This is a genomic window from Enterococcus sp. B2E4 (assembly GCF_030499455.1).
In the GTDB taxonomy this organism is placed as follows: domain Bacteria; phylum Bacillota; class Bacilli; order Lactobacillales; family Enterococcaceae; genus Enterococcus_D; species Enterococcus_D casseliflavus.
The window spans coordinates 142,639-162,229 of sequence record NZ_JAUKPK010000015.1 but is presented as its reverse complement, the minus strand read 5'-3'; the positions used below and the strand labels follow the sequence as shown (position 1 = coordinate 162,229).

The window sequence follows — 19,591 nt, the reverse complement described above, 5'->3', positions numbered from 1 at the left end:
GTTGTCTTCATGTCCTGGTGCATCGATCTCAACAAGGACATCCCCAACGTTTGCGACTGTACCTTCAGGGACAACGATGTTTTTCACTGTTCCTGTTACTGGAGATGGAATTTCTTCCACTGATTTATCATTTTGAACTTCTAGTAAGGTATCATCTTCATTGATGGTATCCCCTGCTTTGACGAACCATTTTACGATTTCGCCTTCTGCAATTCCTTCACCGATATCCGGTAATTTAAATTGAAATGCCATTTTCTATTCTTCCCTTCTTCAACTATTAAAAGTTCACGATTTCTTTCACTTTGTCTTCGATGTCTTTTGCATTTGGCAACCAAATGTTTTCAGCTTGACCGAATGGGAAGATCGTATCTGGTGCAGACACGCGTCCGATTGGAGCTTCTAGTGATAGAACCGCACGTTCAGAAATTTCAGAAACGACTTGAGCGCCAACACCTGCTTGTTTTTGTGCTTCTTGAACGACAACCACACGACCAGTTTTTTCAACTGATTTGATGATCGTTTCAACATCAAGAGGAGCAACTGTACGCAAGTCGATGATTTCAGCGTTGATGTTTTCTTTCGCTAAGTTGTCAGCAGCTTTGATTGCTTCACGAACCATCGCACCATAAGTGATGATGGAAACATCAGAACCTTCACGAGTTACTGCTGCTTTGTCTAAAGGAACTTCGTATGCTTCTTCTGGCACTTCTTCACGGAATGAACGGTAAAGTTTCATGTGCTCTAAGAAAACAACTGGGTCATTGCTGCGGATAGAAGCAATCAATAATCCTTTTGCATCATATGGGTTTGATGGAATAACGACACGGATACCAGGTGATTGAGCGATCAATCCTTCCAAGTTATCTGAGTGCAATTCTGGTGTGTGCACACCGCCACCAAATGGTGAACGAATAGTGATTGGTAAATTACGTGTACCACCCATACGGTAACGAGTACGCGCCATTTGACCAACGATTTCGTCAAAGGTTTCAAATACGAAACCAAAGAATTGGATTTCTGGAACTGGACGGAAACCTTCTAATGCTAAACCGAAAGCCAAGCCGCCGATACCAGATTCAGCAAGAGGGGTATCGAAGACACGATCTTCGCCGAATTTTTCTTGTAAACCTTCTGTTGCACGGAAAACCCCGCCGTTTTTACCGACATCTTCACCAAAGACTAAAATCTCTTTGTCATTTTCCATTTCAACAGCTAAGGCATCTGTAATTGCTTGAATCATTGTTTTTTGTGCCATGACTATTTCGACTCCTTCGCTTCGTAAGTTGCAATTTGTTCTTTAATGTTTTGTGGTTGAACTTCAAACATGTTTTTCAAGAAATCTGAAACTTTTTGTTTTGGCACGCGGTCAGCTTCAGCGATCGCTGCTTTGATTTCTTCTTTTGTTTGTTCAATGACTTGTTCTTCTTTTTCTTCAGACCAAAGTCCTTTTTCAGTTAGGTAAGTACGGAAACGTACCAATGGATCTTTTTGTTGCCATTCGCTGTCCATGTCTTTTGAACGGTAACGGGTTGGATCATCACCAGACAATGTATGTGGACCGTAACGGTAAGTCAAGGTTTCGATCAATACAGGACCGTTGCCGTTTGCTGCCCATTCACGAGCTGCTTTAGAAACATAGTACACTGCCAATGGATCCATACCGTCAACTTGGATACCAGGGATCCCAGCTGCTGCTGCTTTTTGTGCCAATGTTGGTGCCGCACTTTGTACTTCACGAGGTGTAGAGATCGCAAAACCATTGTTTTGGATGTAGAATACAGCGTTTGCATGGTATGCCCCTGCAAAGTTGATTGCTTCATAGAAGTCCCCTTGTGAAGAACCGCCATCACCTGTATAAGTGAATACAACATTTTTCTTATTGCGTTTTTTCAATCCTAAAGCAACGCCGGCTGCTTGGACGTATTGTGCACCGATGATGATTTGTGGTGGCAATGCTTTTAAATCTTCTGGGTAAAGGTTCCCAGCAACGTGACCACGTGACCATAAGAACGCTTCTTTCAATGGCAGACCGTGTTGGATCAATTGTGGTACATCACGGTAACCTGGTAATAGAACGTCTTCTTTTTCAAAAGCAAATTGACTTGCTAATTGGCTTGCTTCTTGTCCAGCAGTTGGCGCGAAGAAACCTAGACGACCTTGACGGTTTAACGCAGTTGAGCGTTGGTCTAATACACGAGACCATACCATACGAGTCATCAATTCAACTAATTCGTCGTCACTTAAATCTGGTACTAACTCTTGATTTACAATTTTCCCGTCTTTGTCCAAAGCTTGGTAAGTTGGAAAATCTGCATTGACTTGCTCCAAAATCGCTTGGAAATCAAGTGCTTTTTGTTTTTTTGCCATCTTGACACACTTTCCTCTCTGATATAAAAATTCACTTTCGTATGTAACAGGGTTTAAATCTGTACTATCGAAATTTCATTTACTCTTATAAATTATCATTTAACTTCGAAAATGACAAGTGAAAAGGGTATTTTTTTTAATAAAACAATTCCCACTGTAGCAACTCTTAAGAAAACATTAGTGAAATTAATCACATTAAAGCAATCGCTTTCTTCAATTTTTTCTTTTCAGATTCTTTTTTTTATTTAAGAATAGTACAGCAATAATCATTTGGCTAAACAGATTTACCATTAACCTCCTTTTATTACTTGTGAAGGATTCGACTTGAATCAAAAAGAATTTTCTTAAGATGAGAAAAAAATAATACAGAGATTGGATAAAAAGAAACAGATCGACAATTCTCCCCTCCATAGGAAGAACGCCGACCTGTTTTTTTAAATCCATTCTTTCGTCACATGAATGTAAATGCGTTTGGCAAATTCAACTGTTACAAAATAAGCGAAATTGATACCAATAAACCATGGCCAGTAGCTTGATGGCAGCGCAGCAAAATCGAAGACTGTGTGCAATGGCGTCAAGATAACTAAGAAGCCAACTGCAATTGCTAGGACGCTGGAGATCAAGACTGCCGGTGAAGCAATACTATTGATAAATGGTAATTTTCTTGTTCGGATCATGTGAACGACTAAGGTTTGTGTCGTTAAGCCGATCATAAACCATCCTGCTTGGAACAAGGCTTGCTCTTGGATCGTATTTGCACTAAAGACATGCCACATCACAAAGAAGGTCAAAATATCAAAGATGCTGCTGACCGGTCCAATGCCGACGGTAAACTTCAATAGTCCGCCTACTTGCCATTTGACTGGTTTTTCTAACTCTGCTTTGTCTACGTTGTCCCATGGAATCGTCAATTGTGCCATATCGTACACCAAGTTTTGAACCAACAATTGAATGGACAACATTGGTAAGAAAGGTAAAAAGGCACTAGCAACTAAGATCGAGAAGACATTCCCGAAGTTCGAACTCAACGTCATTTTGATGTACTTCATCATATTGGTAAATACTTTGCGCCCTTCGATGACCCCTTTATCAAGGACATTTAAACTTTTTTCTAATAAAATGATCGAGCTGGCATCTTTGGTGATATCCGCTGCTGTATCAACCGAGATGCCAACATCTGCCGTGCGTAAAGCAGGCGCATCGTTGATGCCATCTCCCATAAAGCCGACTGTATGGCCTGCTGCTTGAATGGTTTCAATGATTCGTGATTTTTGCATTGGGTTTAATTTTGCAAACAGATTGGTTTTTGCAGCTTTCGCTGCTAACTCTTCATCTGACAGATGATCAATATCGGTTCCCAATAAGTATTCATCTGCATCGATACCAACATCTCGGCAAACTTTTTGCGCAACGATCGCATTATCTCCAGTCAACACTTTGACATTAATCCCATGACCGTGTAAAGAAGCAATCGCTGTTTTGGCTGTTTCTTTTGCTGGATCTAAGAAGCCCATAAAGCCAATCATGATCATGTCTTGTTCGTCTGCTACAGAATAAACGGCATCTGCGTGAGCATCGCGTTTTACGGCAACTGTCAACACGCGCATTCCTTGTTTATTCAAGCGCAGATTCACTTGACGTAATTGCTCTCTCAATTGAGGAGTCAATTCCATCACTTTGCCATCAACTTCTACGTATTTGCAGACTTGTTCCATTTCTTCAGCTGCACCTTTTGTGACCATCAGTTGATGACCATCCGCATTGACAACAACCGTCAAACGACGACGTGAAAAGTCAAAAGGAATCTCATCGATTTTTGTCACATCGTTAAATGGCGCTGCCAAACCTTCTTCTTCATAGTAGTTTAGCACTGCGATATCCATCAGGTTTTTCCACCCTGTTTGATAGTAAGAATTTAAATAGGTCATATCAAGAACTTGTTTATCTTCTACGCCAAACGGATTTAAATGTTGTACCAGCACGACACGATCTTCGGTGATCGTACCCGTTTTATCGGTACATAGGACATCCATTGCACCTAAGTTTTGAATCGAAGGCAATTCTTTGACGATCACTTTTTCTTTTGACAAAGAGATCGCCCCTTTGGCTAAGTTACTGGTAACGATCATTGGTAGCATTTCTGGCGTCAAACCAACTGCTACTGCAATCGCGAAGAACAACGCTTCGCCCCAATCACCCTTGGTTAATCCATTGATCAATAAAACGATTGGGAAAAGAACCATGACCATTCGCAACAATAGTTTGCTGACTTTCGTTAAGCCATCTTCAAAGGTTGTTTTGCCGCGTTTCGTGGTCGCATTTTTAGCAATATCGCCAAAGAATGTACTTTGACCGGTTTTCAAAATAATGGCTTTTCCTTGACCACTTAAGACATCGGTACCCATGAAAACAAGATCTTGCATATCTAGTGCAGAAATTTGTTCATCGCTTTCTTTGATCCCAGCATCGACAAATTTTTCAACGGGCATTGATTCGCCTGTTAATGAAGATTGATTGATAAATAAATCTTTGGTCCAAATCAAGATCGCATCCGCAGGGATCATGTCGCCAGTTGCTAAGGTGACGATGTCTCCAGGAACGACTTCATCCATTGGAATTTCTCTCGTGATTCCATCTCTGGTTACGGAACAAGTATTTTCAATAAGTTCTTTTAACGCTAAGCTTGCTTTTTGGGAACGGTATTCTTGGACGAAAGTAATCATGACACTGGCTAAAATCATGATTCCCATCACGATCACTGCTTCAATATCGCCTGTTACAAAAGAAATAATCATTAATAGGGCTAAAACTAACACAAAGGGATCTTTAAAAGCGCCTAAGATCATCAACCAAGCGGGTGTTGGTTTTTGTGCGTCGACTTTGTTTGGACCATACTCTGCTAAACGTTCTGCAGCATCTTCTTCCGATAACCCTTGAAAGGAGGTCCGCATCTCCATCAATAATTCTCTTTCGGTCAATTTTGCAAGTAATTTTAGTTCTTGATCTTTCGATAGTTTTTTTAACATCTTTTTTTCCTCCTAGCACTTAGGAGTTGCTTACGCCACCCCTAGCGATTCGATAACTACTCCGCTGTTTCATCTGGGGACTGGGGTATTCCATGTGAATCTTCCTTTCTTTTTATTAGGTAAGTCACTGTGGAACGCGCGCAAAAGACACAAAAAAACGCACGCTCCCAATAAGCATGCGTAAAAAACTCATGATCATTGTAGAGCTTTAGCACTATAGGGCGTAGATAGCAAATTTGCTATCAGCTGCTTTGGGTTTAACCTTCACGATTAGACCTGTCCTACCAACTAAGCATCTCTCGATGCTTTTGCGGCAGCAGCTTGTGTCCATATAGGAGCCTCACCTAACAATTATTTGTATAAAATGTCAGTTCGTCGGAAGTCTTTCTTCCAACTATCCACATAATAACTGCTATCCTAACCAATGTCAACAGCATCTAAGGAAAAAAGCACCCTTTTTTCCAAGTTTTCCATAGGTTTTCAAATGAAAGGTCTTACAATAAAATAACAAATTTAAAGAACTGATGTGATTTTATACTTGATAAACCTTTATATACGAGCAGATGAACAGAAATCCTTTCAAAGCGAAACTCACACTTAATCAAGCTTCTTCGTTTGTCACAATCAACGAAAAAATGGAAACGGCGTTCACGCAGATTTCATGTATATAAAAAGACAGCCATTTAACAAACAGCTGCCTCTTTCTCTATGTTCCCCTATACTGGGAGAATTATTATTCACTCTAGCTCTCACGAAAAATGATCGGCTAAAATTTGCAGGATTCGCTGGCTTGCTTTCCCATCGCCGTATGGATTTTCTGCATGTGCCATGGTATTGTAAGCTTCTGGATCTTCTAGCAGTCGCTTTGTTTCCTGATAAACCGCAGCTTCAGATGTACCGATCAGTTTTAACGTACCAGCAGCAATGCCTTCGGGGCGCTCTGTTGTATCTCGCAAGACCAAAACAGGAACGCCTAATGACGGTGCTTCTTCTTGGACACCACCGGAATCCGTCAAAATCAAGGTACTTTGATTCGCAACGTTATGAAAATCAATGACATCTAAAGGCTCAATCAACGTAACATTTGCTAGTTCCCCAAGAATCTCCTGAGCAATCCCTCGGACTTGGGGATTCTTGTGCATAGGGAAAACCACTTTGATCGTTGGCTTCTCCTTTGCGAACTGTGCCAAAGCACGAAAGACCTGCTGCATCGGAGCACCTAAGTTTTCTCGACGATGCATTGTTAGTAGGATCATGGTTTGATCTGCTGCGGAAAGTTCTGGATGCTGGTATTCCTCCGAGATCGTATAACGCATCGCATCAATGGCGGTATTACCTGTTACATAAATCGCAGCCTCATTGCGGTTTTCAGCCAGCAGATTTTTTTTGCTTTGGGAAGTTGGCGCAAAGTAAAAATCAGCTAAGACATCGATCAACTGACGATTGGCTTCCTCTGGATAAGGAGATTTTTTGTTCCATGTGCGCAAACCGGCTTCCACATGCCCCACAGGAATTTGCTGATAAAAGGCGGCCGTTGCGGCTGCATAAGCGGTGGTCGTATCCCCATGAACCAGCACGATATCAGGAGTTTCTTTTTGCAGGATCGGTTCTAGATCTAGTAAAACTTTGGTGGTGATCCCTGTTAAAGTTTGCCCTAAAGTCATAATATCCAGATCATAGTCTGGTGTGATCTCAAAAACCGTTAATACTTGATCCAACATTTCTCGATGCTGCGCCGTCACCACAACGATCGATTCAAAACGCGGGTCGTTTTCCAATTCCTTTACTAGTGGCGCCATTTTGATGGCTTCCGGTCTGGTACCGAACACTGACATCACTTTGATTGTCATTTGGTCACCCGCTCCTCTACTCTTCGTTGCTTCTATTATAACGAAGAAAACAGAAAAACAAAATGGTTCTTCTTACAAAAAAAGAAACGACCAATAGAAGGTCGCTTCTTTAGTATCCTGTTTAGATCGTATCTCCATTAAAAATCGAATTTTTCACGATTACGTAATCCACTTTACGAATCGATTCTAAATCTTTTCCACCTGCATAAGAGATCGATGACTGCAAGTCTTGCTGCATTTCAACTAACGTGTCTTTCAAAGAACCTTTGTATTGAATCCAAATTTTCTTTCCTTCCACGTTTTTCTTTTCGCCTTTTTGAAATTCCGATGCAGAACCAAAGTATTCTTTCATCACAACACCGTTTTCTACTTTCGTTTCACCAGGTGATTCTTCATGACCTGCAAACAATGAACCGATCATGACCATTGTTGCACCGAAACGGACAGATTTAGCGATATCGCCGTGTGTCCGAATGCCCCCATCTGCAATGATTGGTTTGCGAGCAGCTTTGGCACACCAACGTAGTGCTGCTAACTGCCAGCCGCCAGTCCCGAAACCAGTTTTGATTTTTGTGATACACACTTTCCCAGGTCCAATGCCGACTTTCGTTGCATCTGCACCAGCGTTTTCCAATTCACGAACTGCTTCTGGCGTTCCAACATTTCCAGCGATCACAAACGTTGCTGGCAAATGCTTCTTGATGTGTTGGATCATATTGATCACGGCGTTTGAGTGGCCATGAGCAATATCGATCGTAATAAAATCAGGAACAAGCTCTTTGTCAGCTAGTTCTTCCACAAAGGCATATTCATTTTCTTTGACACCTACGCTGATAGAAGCAATCAAGCCACGGCTCTTCATTTTTTTGATAAATGGAATCCGTGCTTCTTCATCAAAGCGGTGCATAATATAAAAATAGCCATTTTCAGCTAAAAATTCTGCGATCGAATCATCAATAATCGTTTGCATATTTGCAGGAACGACAGGCATCTTAAAAGAGTGTCCGCCTAATGTCACCGTGGTATCACATTCTGAACGGCTGTTCACGATACACTTGTTAGGAATCAGTTGTATATCTTCGTAATCAAAAACTTTCATGTCAAACATAAAAATATCCTCCAAATCTTACTAAGAGTGAAGCAAGCATCAAATGGCCTCAGCCTATTTTTAACGCCCACAACAATTTAAACCACCTAGAAGTGAAATACAAGCTTTTTAGAAATACTTTTTGAAAAAAAAGGATGAATGTTCGTCTTTTACGAACATTCATCCTTATAAGTACTGAAAAAAACGGGATTTACTAATAAATTACGGCAAGATGTTCCCTGCTGCTTTATACACCTCATACCATTCATGGCGAGTCAATACGATCGAAGATGCTTGCGCGATTTCTTCGATCCGATGCGGGGTCATCGTTCCAGCAATCACTTGCATGTTTGCAGGGTGACGTAAGATCCACGCAGAAGCAATACCTGTCGGTGTCGTTTGATACTTGTCCGCTAGTTCAGTCAATTTTTCGTTCAACTCTGGGAATTTCTCATTACCGATAAAGACACCTTCGAAGAAACCATATTGATACGGAGACCAAGCTTGGATCGTCATCTCATGCAAGCGAGAATATTCAAGAATTTCTCCATCATGATCGACACTACCAGCATCCGTCATGTTGACATGAATTCCTTGATCGATCATTCCCGTATGCATGATCCCGAATTGCAGCTGATTCGCTACTAAAGGTTGGGAAACATATTTTTTCAACAATTCGATTTGACCAGGTTTTTGATTGCTGACACCGAAGTATTTCACTTTGCCGTCTTTTTCTAATTGATCAAAGGCAGCTGCCACTTCTTCTGGTTCAAACAAAGTGTCAGGACGGTGCAATAATAACGCATCCAAATGATCGGTTTTTAATCGTTGCAAACTACCTTCCACAGAAGAAATGATATGCTCTTTCGAAAAATCAAACATTTCACCAGGAACGATGCCACATTTTGATTGAATATACAAATCTTCTCTTTTGGCATCCGTTTTTGCTAATGCTTCCGCAAAAATCGTTTCACATTCACCGCGACCATAAATATCGGCATGGTCAAAAAAGGTAATGTCATTTTCAATCGCTGTCGTCAATACTTTGACTGGGTCTTTGGCATTGTTGATTCGCATCAAGCCTAAAATCACACTAGATACTTCTAAATCAGTGGGACCGAATTTAATTTTTTTCACGTAAAGTTCCTCCTTATTTAAACTACACTCCTATTTTAGCACAACAAGATGAAAACGCTATACCAACGTCAAAAAAACCTCCTATAAAACGAAAACCACCAGCACAACCGATCGGTTCTACTGGCAGTCCTCTTTTACTTTCAATTTTACTTACGCATAGAAACGTTCTTTACTTCATCGCCTTTGATGAGTTGCTATATTGCAAGGCTTTATCGCCGATATCGTTTCGATAATACAAGCCAGATAAAGACAACTTGCTGATTGCTTCATAGACGTTCTTTTGCGCAGTAGCTAAATCCTCAGCTGAAGCTTCCACGAGAAAAACGCGCCCACCAGCTGCCGTCAAATCGCCTTGAGCAGCAGTCTCCTCCACTCCTGCATAAAAGAATTGTGTTCCTTCTCCTTCAGAGCTTGGGACAGGCATTCCTTGCTGATACTTGCCAGGATATCCTTGAGAGGCAATCACAACACCGATTGAAGCCGCTTGATTCCATTGGATCTCGGGCACTCGATCCTGCAAGAGAGCATCAATGATCTGGGCCAGACTGCTATCTAAACGACTTAACACGACTTGCGTTTCTGGATCACCAAAACGCGCATTAAATTCGATGACTTTCGGTCCATCATTAGTAGCAATCAGACCTGCATAAAGAATACCAGTAAATGGTGTCTTATTACGAATCATCCCTTTTGCTGCAGGAAGTAAAACTTCTTTGACCGCTTGATCGACCATTTCTTGCGGAATCTGCGGTACTGGTGTGTACGCCCCCATACCTCCTGTATTCGGCCCTAAATCGCCATCAAACGCACGTTTATGGTCTTGGGCAATGACCATTGGATAGACGGCTTCGTCCTTAACAAACGCCAAGAGCGAAAACTCTTCGCCAGCCAAAAACTCTTCGATCACCACTTTTGCACCACTTTCACCGAAAGCATTTTGCTCTAGCATCGCTTCGACAGCCGCATTCGCCTCATCAACGGTTTCAGCAACAACTACGCCTTTGCCTGCCGCTAAGCCATCTGCTTTGATAACGATTGGTGCACCTTTAAGCTGGATATATGCTTTTGCTTGCGCACTATCTGTAAAGCTTTGATAGTCTGCTGTCGGAATCTGATTGTCCCGCATCAATTCTTTGGCAAACTCTTTTGATCCTTCGATCATCGCTGCTTGTCGATTGGGACCAAAAATTTCCAAGCCCGCCGCCTGAAAATCATCTACGATGCCATTTAGTAATGGAACTTCTGGACCAACGAAGGTCCAATCAACCTCCTGCTCTTGAGCAAAAGCAATCAAATCTTCGTGATCGGACTCTTCAATTGCGACTGTCACGATCCCGTCTTTTCGCATTCCAGGATTGCCCTTTGCACAAAAGACTGTTTCCACTTGAGGGTCTTGCAGAAACTTTTTTGCGACGGCATGTTCTCTGCCACCACTACCAATAACAAGTATTTTCATCGTCTTCTCCTATTTCTTAGTGTTTAAAATGACGAACACCAGTAAAGACCATCGCCACACCGTACTTATCTGCCATGTCGATCGATTCTTGATCTTTGATACTACCACCAGGTTGAATAATCGCTTTGATTCCTTGTTGTGCTGCATATTCGACACTGTCATCCATCGGGAAAAAGGCATCGCTTGCCAGCACTGAACCAGCCAATTTATTGTTTTCACGGGCTTGTTCCACAGCGATTTTCACTGAACCAACGCGGTTCATCTGACCAGCACCGATCCCGACGGTTTGCTGTTGATTGGCTAAAACGATCGCATTGGACTTCACGTGTTTCACCGCTTTCCAAGCAAATGCCAAGGCTGCGATTTCTTCTGGTGTCGGCTGTCTTTTAGTCACCACGGTCCAATCTGCTTGTGACTCCATTTGATCATCTGGTTCTTGCACCAATAAGCCCCCAAGGACAGAGACAACTTCTGGCTGTTTGGCTGCTTTTTCGAAATCAACAACCAGCAAGCGCAGATTTTTTTTCTTCGTTAGGATTTCAAGTGCTCCTTCTTCAAATGCAGGTGCAATAATGATCTCAAGAAAAATCCGCTGCAGCTGCTGCGCAGTTACCACATCAACTGGACGATTTAAGACGATAATCCCGCCAAAAATCGACACTGGGTCTGCTTCGTAAGCTTCTTGGAAAGCTTCAGCAATCGTTTCTCCACTTCCGATTCCACATGGATTCATGTGCTTTAGGGCTACTGCAGTTGGCTCTGTAAATTCTTCTGCGATCCGCAAGGCAGCGTCAGCATCTTTAATGTTGTTGTAAGACAATTCTTTGCCGTGGATTTGTTTTGCGCTGGCAATCGAATAGGGCACGGGTAATGCGTCTTGATAGAAGGAAGCTTTCTGATGACTATTTTCACCATAACGCAATGTTTGTTTCAAAACATAGGTTTTCGTCAAGGTCTCTGTTTCTGTTTCAGCCACCGCTTTGGTCAAGTATTCACCAATCAAGGCATCGTAAGCGGCGGTATGGCGGAAGACTTTGGCAGCTAATTTCTTTCTTGATGCCAACGTCGTATTACCTTCCTTCAGCTCCGTTAAGACCCATTCGTAATCCTTGGGATCAACGACAACAGTTACTGAGGCATGGTTTTTCGCCGCAGAACGCAGCATGCTTGGTCCGCCGATGTCGATATTTTCGATTGCGTCGGCTTCTGTGACATCAGGCTTGCTGATCGTTTCTTTAAATGGATAAAGATTGACGACAACGAGGTCGATCGGTAAAATACCGTGCTCAGCCATTGCCTCCATATGAGAAGGCAGATCACGTCGCCCTAACAGACCACCATGCACCCGCGGATGTAGCGTTTTGACCCTACCGTCCATCATTTCAGGAAATTCTGTGATCGCTTCGATGCCGATCGGTTGAAGCCCTGCTTCCTCCAAGACGGTTTTGGTCCCGCCAGTTGAAATGATCTCAAATCCTAAATTGGTCAATTCTTGGACAAATGGTACCAGTCCTTCTTTGTCAGACACACTGATTAATGCACGTTTATTCACGATTTGATAGCCCCTTTTCCACAATTTCAGCTAAAACAGCTGGATAGATTTGGTGTTCCACTTGATGAATTTTCTCTGTCACACTTGTTAACGTATCGTCGGTGTCGATCCGAACGATTTCTTGGGCAATGATTGGCCCTGTATCAATGCCAGCATCGACATAATGAACCGTAACCCCCGTCACTTTCACGCCATAAGCGAAGGCATCGGCAATCCCAGATTTGCCTGGGAAGCTCGGCAACAACGAGGGATGGATATTGATGACTCTGCCTTCATAAGCGGATAATAGGGTGTTGCCGATGATCCGCATATACCCAGCTAAAACAATAAAATCGATGGCATGATCCTGCAATTCTTCGATCAATTTCCTTTCAAAGGCTGCTTTTGACGCAAAAGCCGCTGGCTCCAAGACAAGCGTTTCATGGTCTCTTGCGCGGGCTTTTTCTATCACTGGTGCTGCAGGTTTATCGGAAAAGACCAATCCGATCTGCGCCCCTTTGATTTCATTAGCCTGGATCGCATCGGCGATCGCTGTAAAATTGCTGCCCGTTCCAGAAGCAAAGACGGCGATCCTCATCGGACTGCCTCTTTAAAGCAGACAGCTTCGTTGTCACGTTTCGTCACTTTACCGATCCGATACGCTGGTTCTTCATTGGCGGATAGAAGCGCCATTACTGCCGCAACATTTTCTGGCGCAACGGCTAAGACCATACCGATCCCCATGTTGAAAATCTCGAACATTTCTTGATGAGGAATCGTGCCATGAGTAGCGATCAGATCAAATATTGGCAACTGCGGCCAAGTGTCTAAGGCGATTTCTGCCGCAAGTCCTTCAGGCAGCATCCGTGGAATATTTTCAACAAAGCCGCCACCAGTGATATGAGAAATTCCAGCTAGCAATCCTTCTGTCAATAAAGGCTTCAATGCATCCACGTAAATTCTCGTTGGCGTCAATAAACTTTCTGCAAGTGTTTGATTGCCAAGTTCTGCAAATGTTTCTGCTCCTGTATAGCCATGCTGTTCAAAAAAGACTTTTCTGACTAAAGAGTACCCATTCGAGTGAATGCCTGATGAAGGCAAACCAATCAGCTCATCGCCTTCTTTGATGGTTTCTCCAGTGATCAAGCGACTTTTTTCGACGATTCCTACGGCAAAGCCAGCAAGATCATATTCTTCTGGTTGGTACATTCCCGGCATTTCAGCGGTTTCCCCACCAATCAGGGCAGCACCCGCTTGCACACAGCCCTCTGCGACACCAGCAATGATTTGTTCGATCTTTGCCGGATCGTTTTTACCGACTGCAACATAGTCAAGGAAGTAGATTGGTTCTGCCCCTTGAGCGACGATATCATTCACGCACATTGCGACGCAATCAATGCCGATCGTTGCGTGCTGTTCTTGCTGGATCGCCAATAAAAGCTTAGTTCCTACACCATCTGTCCCAGAAACGAGTACTGGTTCTTTCAATTGGTACGATGATAAGTCAAAACAGCCACCAAAGCCCCCGATTGCCCCCATCACGCCTAGACGTTCTGTTCGTTTCACATGCTTTTTGATCCGTTCGACTACTTCATAACCGGCTTCGACATCGACACCGGCTTTTGCATATGCATTTGCCACGTTCGTTCCTCCTCAATCATTCATCCGCTTTTCTTCATTCAGCTCATTCGTCGTTAACGCAAGCAAACCATCAGTCCTTCACTGCTTCGCTTGAAAAACGATTCTTGCCTACTATTTATTCAGCTAAAGACGCGAGATAGTTTTCTTCATAATCATACAAAGGTGTTGGATAATCGCCATTGAAATAGGCCATACATAAGCCTGAGTAAGGTGCGTCAAAATCTAAACCGATCGCTTCGATCAACCCGTCTTCACTTAAAAAGGCCAAAGAATCTGCTTCGATTTTTTCACAAATCTCAGCTTCCGTATATTTGGCTGCGATCAATTCTTTTCTTGTTTGAATGTCGATCCCGTAAAAACACGGATAGCGCAAAGGTGGCGAACCGATACGTACATGAACTTCTTTGGCACCTGCTTCTTTTAGCAGTTGCACGATACGGCGGCTGGTGGTTCCTCGAACGATCGAATCGTCGACTAGAATCACTCGTTTGCCTTCGACTACGCCACGAACAGCTGAGAGCTTCATCCGTACACCTTGTTCCCTTAACTCCTGCGTCGGTTGAATAAACGTTCGTGCGATGTATTGATTTTTTACTAAGCCTAATTCATAGGGAATACCTGATGCTTCTGCGTACCCGCTGGCAGCAGATAAGGATGAATTCGGTACACCAATGACCATATCCGCTTCGATCGGCGCCTCTTGTGCTAAGCGACGGCCCATATTTTTACGGGCACGATGGACGTTGACGCCAGCGATGTTGGAATCAGGACGGGCAAAATAGATAAACTCCATCGAACATATCGCAGGTTGTACTTCTTGGGTATACTGTTCAATTTGAATGCCTGCATCATCAATGATCACGACTTCGCCTGGTCGGACATCACGAATAAATTCCGCACCGATGACTTCCAACGCACAGGTTTCTGAAGCCACCACATAAGCACCATTGACCATTTTCCCGATTGACAATGGCCGAAAGCCATTGGGGTCTAGTGCTGCGATCATGGCATTTTCGGTCAGTAAAAGGTACGCAAATCCACCTTTAACTTGATTTAATGCCTCCTTGACCCGATCCATAAAAAGCGGTTCTTCGCTGCGACGGATCAAGTGCATGAGAATCTCTGTATCGGAATTCGAGTGGAAAATCGCACCAGCCTTTTCTAAGGATTTCCGTAAACTTTTCGCATTCGTCAAGTTGCCGTTATGAGCTAAGCCAATCTGCTGATCAAAAAATTTGAATAAAAATGGTTGAATATTATCAACGCTACCATTACCAGCAGTTGCGTAGCGAACGTGACCAATGGCAGCCTCTCCTGTCAGACGCTGGAGGACACGTTCATCCGAAAACACTTCCGCTAGCAACCCTAAATCACGGTGGCCATTGAGTTTTCCCGCATCATTCGTGACGATCCCAGCACCTTCTTGGCCGCGATGTTGCAAACTGTGTAGTCCGAAGTAGGTGACACGAGCGGCATCTGGATGACCCCAAACACCAAAAACCCCACATTCCTCGTTGAGGCTCTTTACTTCATTAAACATGGAATGGCTTCCTCCCATTTCAATTTCGCCTCAGTAAGGGGCATCTCGATCGTATCATCTTGTGCTTGCATGCAAATCTGGCCATTAGCAGTCACTTCCCCGATCGCTGTTGCAGCAGCGCCTACCAGTGCTTCAAAAGCTGCTTGCTTATCAGGTGCGACTGAAAGCACAAAACGGGATTGGGTTTCTGAAAACAATTGTGCTGCTGGCAATGACACGGTCACATTTAGACCAAAGCACTTGTCAAAAGCGGATTCGGCTAAAGCGATCGCTAAACCACCTTCGGCACAGTCGTGGGCACTTTGAACAAGACCTGCTTGGATCGCTGCGGTAACCAATTGTTGGTTCATTTTTTCTGTTTCAAGGTCAAAGGACATTAAACGCCCAGCGATCTTTCCTGTCTGCAGTTTTTGCAATTCAGATCCATTGAAGTCAGCATGGGTTTCCCCTAGGACATAGATCAGATCCCCTGCTGCTTGGAAATGCTGCGTCGTGATATGCGCCAGCTCTTCGATCAATCCGACCATCCCAATTACCGGCGTTGGATAGACCGATTGTCCGTCCGTTTCGTTGTATAAGGAGACGTTCCCAGAAATGACTGGTGTCTCTAGCACACGACAAGCTTCTGAGATCCCGTCAGCAGCCGTGGATAACTCCCAGAATCCTTCTGGTTTATCTGGCGAGCCGAAGTTAAGGCAGTCAGTGATCGCCAATGGACGCCCACCGGAAGCGACGATATTTCGAGCAGCTTCTGCAACTGCGATCTGTCCGCCGACTTCTGGATCTAAGTACAGGTAACGAGCATTACAGTCAGTCGTCATCGCCAAGGCTTTATTGGTTCCCTTGATTCGTAAAACAGCGGCATCACTGCCGGGTCCTACCACGGTATTGGTACGAACTTGCGAGTCGTAGGTTTCAAAAATCGAGCGTTTTGAAGCGATCGTTGGCTGCTGCAGTAGATCGGCAAATACAGACGTTGCTGAATGAATCACTGGAACAAAGTCTGGTGTTTCCTTAAACACTTTGATCCGTTTCGGTTCTGCCATCTCTTTGTAGTAAGTCGGCGCATCTTCAGCTAAAGCATCTACTGGCAAATTAGCGACTTCCTGTCCGTGATGGAACAAACGATAGTTGCCATCATCTGTTACTTCACCGATCACGACGGCTTCTAGATCATATTTCTTAAAGAGTGCTTCCACTTCAGTTTCATGTCCTTTTTTGACACAGATCAGCATCCGCTCTTGGGATTCTGACAACATCATTTCATAAGGTGTCATATTGGTTTCTCGTTGTGGAACATCATCTAACGTTAAGCGCAACCCTGATCCGGCTTTTGATGCCATCTCGGCACTAGAAGAAACCAATCCAGCAGCACCCATATCTTGAATTCCGACTAAAATGTCCGAATGATCCACGATCAATTCCAAACAAGCTTCCAACAAAAGTTTTTCCATAAAAGGATCACCGACTTGTACGGCGGAACGTTGCTGTTCTTCCCCTTCGACAAATTCTTCCGATGCAAAAGTCGCCCCATGTATCCCGTCGCGTCCTGTTTTTGCGCCGACATACATGATGGTGTTTCCAACACCTTTGGCCTGCCCTTTTTGAATATCCTTGTGAGCAATGATCCCTACACACATCGCATTGACTAATGGATTGCCTTCATAACAAGGATCAAATGCCACTTCACCACCGACGGTCGGAATCCCAATACAGTTGCCATAGCCACTGATCCCAGCAACGACTTCTTCCAAAAGATATTTCGTTCTTGGATTATCTAACTCACCAAATCGTAAGGAGTCTAAAACAGCAATTGGTCTTGCACCCATACTGAAGATGTCGCGGATGATCCCACCAACACCAGTTGCTGCTCCTTCATAAGGTTCCACCGCAGAAGGATGATTATGGCTTTCCGCTTTAAAAACGACGGCTAGATCATCGCCGATATCCACGATACCCGCACCTTCGCCAGGTCCTTGCAGTACTTGCGGCCCTTCTGTCGGGAATTTCCGCAAAACAGGTTTGGAATTTTTGTAAGAACAATGTTCACTCCACATCACTGAAAAGAGTCCAGTTTCGGTATAGTTCGGTAAACGCCCCAAAATATCTTCTGAGATCATCCGATATTCTTCTTGGGTCAATCCCCATTGCTCGTATAATTTCGTGTCTTTGATTTCTTGTGGTGTAGGTTCTTTTACGATCATTTTATCCATTTACCGGCACCTTCCCAAAATTTTTCAATAATGAAGCAAAAAACTTCTTGCCATCTTCTGAGCCTAATAAGCTTTCCATCGCTCGTTCTGGATGAGGCATCATGCCTAGAACATTGCCTGCTTTATTACAGATACCAGCGATGTTGTGTAGGCTACCGTTGACGTTATCTTCATAACGGAAAACGATTTGATTGTTGGCAACCAATTCCTGATAAGTCGTTTCATCACAATAATAATTGCCCTCACCATGAGCGACAGGAAGCGTAATAACTTGATCCGCTTCATATTCAGAAGTAAAAGCTGTTTGATTATTCACTTGCAGACGGACCGGCTTGCAAATAAAATGCAGTGATTCATTTCTTTGTAAAACCCCTGGTAACAAGCCCGCTTCCGTTAAAATTTGAAACCCATTGCAGGTACCAAAGACAGGTTTGCCTTCATTTGCCAAACGAATGACCTCTGACATGATCGTTGAAAAACGGGCGATCGCTCCGCATCTTAAGTAATCACCATAAGAAAATCCTCCTGGAAGCAAAACACCGTCAAAACCGGCTAAGCTGTCTGCATCATGGCGCACATATTCTGCTTCTGCCCCCATGATATCTTTGATTGCCCACATCAAATCAACATCACAATTTGATCCAGGAAAAACGATCACTGCAAATTTCATAGGGCCGCTTCCTCCATTTGAACTATTTCATAACGGTAGGTTTCCATATTGACATTTGCCAGAAGCTTGTCGCAGATCGCTTCGATCTCTTCTGCTACAGCTGCTTGTGTTTGATTGTTGGAAGGTGTCACTTTGATTTCAAAGTATTTCCCGATCCGAATATCACTGACATCTTGATACCCCAAGCGATGAACGGCTCCTTTCACAGCTTCTCCTTGAGGGTCTAAAACAGATTCCTTATAGGTTACATAAACTTTGACTAAATACATGCTGAATTCTCCTTTTCTAAACGATTTAAGACTTCTTCATAAACAGGAACGATGTCCCCTAAATCACGTCGATAGACATCTTTATCAAGATGCTCATTTGTCCCCATATCCCATAAACGACAAGTATCTGGTGAAATCTCATCAGCCAGGAGCAACTCGCCCTTTTTGGTTTTGCCGATCTCGATTTTAAAATCGATCAAGCGAATGTTGATGTTCGCAAAGATTTCCAGTAACGCAGCGTTGACTTGCAGCGCCAATGTTTTGATCTGGTCCAGCTCCTCTTCTGAGGCAAGCCCTAGATAAAACACATGATCATCGTTGATAAACGGATCATCCAAGCGATCTTCTTTGTAGTAAAACTCTACGATCGGCTTTGGCAGTTTGGTTCCTTCTTCGATGCCCAAGCGCTTTGAAAAACTACCAGCAGCCGTGTTGCGAACAACGACTTCTAAAGGAATCATGGTGACAGCTCGAATTAATTGTTCGTGTTTAGATACTAAATGAAGAAAGTGACTTGGGACGTTTTTGTCGGCTAGCCGCTGAAAAAGATGCGCAGTGATCTGATTGTTTAGGGCACCCTTTCCTACAACTGCATCTTTCTTTTGACCATTCAATGCAGTAGCTTGATCCAAATAAACGACTCTCAATACATCCTCTTCGTTGGTTTTAAACAATTTCTTGGCTTTTCCTTCATAAAGAAGCACTTCTGATTCCATATTCCACCTCAGTTAAGTATTATTTTTCACATAGCGATGACACACATCTTTATTTGCTTATTATTCTAACAACGCTGAAAAAGCGGGT

Annotated in this window: 16 protein-coding genes and 1 riboswitch; all 16 genes read right to left on the bottom strand. The window is 43.4% G+C overall.

Annotated elements, in window-relative coordinates; translation table 11 throughout:
• Nucleotides 1-252: biotin/lipoyl-containing protein (locus Q1X33_RS12150; protein ID WP_301996768.1), on the bottom strand; the 252-nt coding region annotated here is incomplete at its 3' end.
• A gap of 25 nt (nt 253-277) precedes the next feature.
• Nucleotides 278-1,255: an alpha-ketoacid dehydrogenase subunit beta gene (locus Q1X33_RS12145; RefSeq protein WP_005230047.1), complete on the bottom strand. Its 978-nt coding sequence runs from the start codon at nt 1,253-1,255 to the stop codon at nt 278-280.
• A 2-nt stretch (nt 1,256-1,257) separates the two neighbouring features.
• The gene (gene pdhA / locus Q1X33_RS12140) at nt 1,258-2,367 is read right to left on the bottom strand and encodes a pyruvate dehydrogenase (acetyl-transferring) E1 component subunit alpha (protein ID WP_005231936.1); all 1,110 of its coding nucleotides are present in this window, start codon (nt 2,365-2,367) and stop codon (nt 1,258-1,260) included.
• A gap of 434 nt (nt 2,368-2,801) precedes the next feature.
• Nucleotides 2,802-5,393, bottom strand: coding sequence for a magnesium-translocating P-type ATPase (mgtA, locus tag Q1X33_RS12135; protein ID WP_005230042.1), 2,592 nt, complete (start codon nt 5,391-5,393; stop codon nt 2,802-2,804).
• Nucleotides 5,394-5,580: 187 nt separating this feature from the next.
• Nucleotides 5,581-5,752, bottom strand: a riboswitch (M-box (ykoK) riboswitch).
• Nucleotides 5,753-6,142: 390 nt separating this feature from the next.
• Nucleotides 6,143-7,243: a non-hydrolyzing UDP-N-acetylglucosamine 2-epimerase gene (gene wecB / locus Q1X33_RS12130; RefSeq protein ID WP_301969691.1), complete on the bottom strand. Its 1,101-nt coding sequence runs from the start codon at nt 7,241-7,243 to the stop codon at nt 6,143-6,145.
• Between the two features lie 121 nt (nt 7,244-7,364).
• Complete coding sequence (gene guaC / locus Q1X33_RS12125) at nt 7,365-8,342, bottom strand: GMP reductase (protein WP_005230038.1); 978 nt, start codon at nt 8,340-8,342, stop codon at nt 7,365-7,367.
• Nucleotides 8,343-8,552: 210 nt separating this feature from the next.
• A complete protein-coding gene (locus Q1X33_RS12120) occupies nt 8,553-9,467 on the bottom strand; it encodes an aldo/keto reductase family oxidoreductase (protein WP_201689344.1) in 915 nt (304 codons plus the stop codon).
• A gap of 169 nt (nt 9,468-9,636) precedes the next feature.
• Nucleotides 9,637-10,923 (bottom strand): phosphoribosylamine--glycine ligase, encoded by a 1,287-nt coding sequence (gene purD / locus Q1X33_RS12115; RefSeq protein ID WP_301969690.1) that lies wholly within the window; start codon nt 10,921-10,923, stop codon nt 9,637-9,639.
• 16 nt (nt 10,924-10,939) lie between these two features.
• Complete coding sequence (gene purH, locus Q1X33_RS12110) at nt 10,940-12,475, bottom strand: bifunctional phosphoribosylaminoimidazolecarboxamide formyltransferase/IMP cyclohydrolase (protein ID WP_005230030.1); 1,536 nt, start codon at nt 12,473-12,475, stop codon at nt 10,940-10,942.
• The gene (gene purN / locus Q1X33_RS12105; RefSeq protein ID WP_201689348.1) at nt 12,468-13,052 is read right to left on the bottom strand and encodes a phosphoribosylglycinamide formyltransferase; all 585 of its coding nucleotides are present in this window, start codon (nt 13,050-13,052) and stop codon (nt 12,468-12,470) included. Before purN ends, purH begins: the two co-directional genes overlap by 8 nt.
• The gene (purM, locus tag Q1X33_RS12100; protein WP_005230026.1) at nt 13,049-14,095 is read right to left on the bottom strand and encodes a phosphoribosylformylglycinamidine cyclo-ligase; all 1,047 of its coding nucleotides are present in this window, start codon (nt 14,093-14,095) and stop codon (nt 13,049-13,051) included. The genes purN and purM overlap by 4 nt, the downstream gene beginning before the upstream one ends.
• 115 nt (nt 14,096-14,210) lie before the next feature.
• The gene (purF, locus tag Q1X33_RS12095) at nt 14,211-15,635 is read right to left on the bottom strand and encodes an amidophosphoribosyltransferase (RefSeq protein ID WP_016611027.1); all 1,425 of its coding nucleotides are present in this window, start codon (nt 15,633-15,635) and stop codon (nt 14,211-14,213) included.
• Nucleotides 15,620-17,848 (bottom strand): phosphoribosylformylglycinamidine synthase subunit PurL, encoded by a 2,229-nt coding sequence (gene purL, locus Q1X33_RS12090; RefSeq protein ID WP_171805174.1) that lies wholly within the window; start codon nt 17,846-17,848, stop codon nt 15,620-15,622. Before purL ends, purF begins: the two co-directional genes overlap by 16 nt.
• Nucleotides 17,841-18,518, bottom strand: coding sequence for a phosphoribosylformylglycinamidine synthase subunit PurQ (gene purQ / locus Q1X33_RS12085; protein WP_005230020.1), 678 nt, complete (start codon nt 18,516-18,518; stop codon nt 17,841-17,843). The genes purL and purQ overlap by 8 nt, the downstream gene beginning before the upstream one ends.
• Nucleotides 18,515-18,787 carry a phosphoribosylformylglycinamidine synthase subunit PurS gene (gene purS / locus Q1X33_RS12080; protein ID WP_005230018.1) on the bottom strand — a complete coding sequence of 91 codons (273 nt, stop codon included), beginning with the start codon at nt 18,785-18,787 and terminating at the stop codon, nt 18,515-18,517. Before purS ends, purQ begins: the two co-directional genes overlap by 4 nt.
• Complete coding sequence (gene purC, locus Q1X33_RS12075) at nt 18,778-19,503, bottom strand: phosphoribosylaminoimidazolesuccinocarboxamide synthase (RefSeq protein ID WP_005230015.1); 726 nt, start codon at nt 19,501-19,503, stop codon at nt 18,778-18,780. The genes purS and purC overlap by 10 nt, the downstream gene beginning before the upstream one ends.
• Between the last annotated feature and the right edge of the window lie 88 nt (nt 19,504-19,591).

What these genes read in the sequence shown, in the direction of transcription:
- purL (WP_171805174.1), bottom strand. Translation starts at nt 17,848, where the DNA reads ATGGATAAAATGATCGTAAAAGAACCTACACCACAAGAAATCAAAGAC.
- mgtA (WP_005230042.1), bottom strand. Translation starts at nt 5,393, where the DNA reads ATGTTAAAAAAACTATCGAAAGATCAAGAACTAAAATTACTTGCAAAA.
- purD (WP_301969690.1), bottom strand. Translation starts at nt 10,923, where the DNA reads ATGAAAATACTTGTTATTGGTAGTGGTGGCAGAGAACATGCCGTCGCA.
- purF (WP_016611027.1), bottom strand. Translation starts at nt 15,635, where the DNA reads ATGTTTAATGAAGTAAAGAGCCTCAACGAGGAATGTGGGGTTTTTGGT.
- Q1X33_RS12145 (WP_005230047.1), bottom strand. Translation starts at nt 1,255, where the DNA reads ATGGCACAAAAAACAATGATTCAAGCAATTACAGATGCCTTAGCTGTT.
- wecB (WP_301969691.1), bottom strand. Translation starts at nt 7,243, where the DNA reads ATGACAATCAAAGTGATGTCAGTGTTCGGTACCAGACCGGAAGCCATC.
- pdhA (WP_005231936.1), bottom strand. Translation starts at nt 2,367, where the DNA reads ATGGCAAAAAAACAAAAAGCACTTGATTTCCAAGCGATTTTGGAGCAA.
- purC (WP_005230015.1), bottom strand. Translation starts at nt 19,503, where the DNA reads ATGGAATCAGAAGTGCTTCTTTATGAAGGAAAAGCCAAGAAATTGTTT.
- purS (WP_005230018.1), bottom strand. Translation starts at nt 18,787, where the DNA reads ATGTATTTAGTCAAAGTTTATGTAACCTATAAGGAATCTGTTTTAGAC.
- purQ (WP_005230020.1), bottom strand. Translation starts at nt 18,518, where the DNA reads ATGAAATTTGCAGTGATCGTTTTTCCTGGATCAAATTGTGATGTTGAT.
- purN (WP_201689348.1), bottom strand. Translation starts at nt 13,052, where the DNA reads ATGAGGATCGCCGTCTTTGCTTCTGGAACGGGCAGCAATTTTACAGCG.
- guaC (WP_005230038.1), bottom strand. Translation starts at nt 8,342, where the DNA reads ATGAAAGTTTTTGATTACGAAGATATACAACTGATTCCTAACAAGTGT.